The sequence below is a fragment of the Hallella mizrahii genome (genome assembly GCF_009695775.1).
GTDB lineage: Bacteria > Bacteroidota > Bacteroidia > Bacteroidales > Bacteroidaceae > Prevotella > Prevotella mizrahii.
The window spans coordinates 1-1,835 of record NZ_VUNG01000089.1; the positions used below are offsets into that span (position 1 = coordinate 1).

The 1,835-nt window shown below is 48.8% G+C and carries 1 protein-coding gene; it reads right to left on the reverse strand.

The window, feature by feature from the left end:
- Positions 1–203: 203 nt before the first annotated feature.
- Positions 204–1,688, reverse strand: a complete 1,485-nt coding sequence (locus tag FYJ73_RS15535; protein WP_154535649.1) for an IS1182 family transposase — start codon at positions 1,686–1,688, stop codon at positions 204–206.
- Between the last annotated feature and the right edge of the window lie 147 nt (positions 1,689–1,835).

Sequence of the window (1,835 nt, forward strand, 5' to 3'; positions counted from 1 at the left end):
CGAGGCTGCTGCCAAACTCCCTTTAAAAAGAGGGCGGATATGCATTTATTGGGGCGTGCAACTTATGGGAACTCAGAAACAGACCAGGCCAAAATTGGAAAAAAGAAATCGCTGGCGGATTTTAATGGTTGAAGGATCAAAATACGGGCCTCTGTGGGGCCATTAATGGGTCTGTATGGCAATAAAACAGCCTCCTGGCTGTTTTATTTCATTAATCGGAGAATTCTTTGAATATTAGAGACAAAGATTGTCATGGCACCCTGTATTTCCATACTGTGGATGCCAAAGGATAGTGCCTTGTCATAGCCGTAAATATTTTTGAGTTCGCTGTTCTTTGCCTCTATCATGTATCGGGGCTTATACTTTTCCTTGAACTCTTCTGTCTCGCAGAATTTCATCTGCTCTTCTTGCTCAGGCGTCCTGATGGATATTGAATAGTACCGAGCCTTGGCTCCTTGGGAGAGGCATTTGTCGCGCAGCTTGCAGCAGCTGCATTTTTCCGGGTCGAACTTGAATTGTATCCGGTCGTTGCCTTTGGACCTGTCCTTGTATTTTAAGATTCTCTTCTCTATCGCCAGATGTCCTGCCGGGCATGTGTACATGCCTGCATCCTTGTTCAGTTCAAATCCGTCATTCTGGAATTCCTTGCCTTTGTAGAGCATCGGATTGGGGCGCGACACCAGCTTCAAGGCATTGGCCTTGGCAAACTTGAGGTTCTCGTCGCCGCTGTAGGCGCCGTCTCCGAGGATGTAGTCTATCTTCTTGTCCTGTTCGCTGGCCCCTAAGTTCTTGAGGCTCTTCTCTACCAGTCCCGGCAGCTCCTTGCCGTCAGGCTTATCCCCGGAAGTGACTACTGCTGCGGTTATCAGGCGGTCGCCCGTCATCATTATGTTTGTTTTATAACCGAAGAATGAGGAGTCTGCCGTCTTGTGGCCCACCCTGGCATCATCGTCGGTGACCGACGCGGTGAAGTGGTCCTCTATGTCGGATATGGTCTCCTCCAGCAGGTCGATCTTCTCTTTTACATTGGGATTGTCTGGCATGATTTCCTTCTCACGTATGCATTTTATAAGATCACGGCTGTATGCTATTTCTTTGTTTATGTCGCAGCTGGTGTTCTTATTGGGGAACATCTTCTTGTACGTCTCAGGCTCTGTGGTGAAATTGTATATGGCGTGACGGAGCTGCCTGCTGCGTAGGCGAAGAAGCTCCAGCGGGGCGTACGGGTTGTACTGTGAGCAGGTGTGAGTGGCGTCTATTATCAGCGTGCGTGACTTCACGAGACCCAGATCTACGGCCATCTTGATGCTCTTGGCAATGAGGAAGTCCATCAGCTTCATGTCCTTCAGGCGCTTGCGGCGGAACTTGCTGAGCACGCTGGGATCTATCACGTCGGCCTCAGGAGCAAGGTCTAGAAAGTACTTGAAAGCCATGTCCGTCCTGGCCCTGTCCATCAGGCCGCGGTCGGAAAGGTCGTACATGCACTTCAGAAACAGATACTTGAACATGCGCACCGGATCTTCCGCATTACGGCCGTTGTCAAGGCAGTAGTTGTCCTTGACCTCTTTGCGGATGAATGAGAAGTCTACCTTGTCCTTCAGCAGACGGAGCTTGTGATTTGCTGGAATTACCACTTCGAATATCTCTGAATAGGGACTGAGTACGAGTGAAGCCTGTTTTGCTAACATAGATTTGACGCCTTTGTTTTATGGTATAAAGGTACAAAAAAAACGGGACATATGCAAGGAAACAGCGACATAAATACGGTATATCGGATGCATAGAAACAGGCTCTGTGCATAAACATCTAGACAAATTAGTTTGGCAGCAGCCTCG

Bases quoted from the DNA above. Each gene is read 5' to 3' on its own strand.
- FYJ73_RS15535 (WP_154535649.1), bottom strand. From the start codon at position 1,688: ATGTTAGCAAAACAGGCTTCACTCGTACTCAGTCCCTATTCAGAGATA.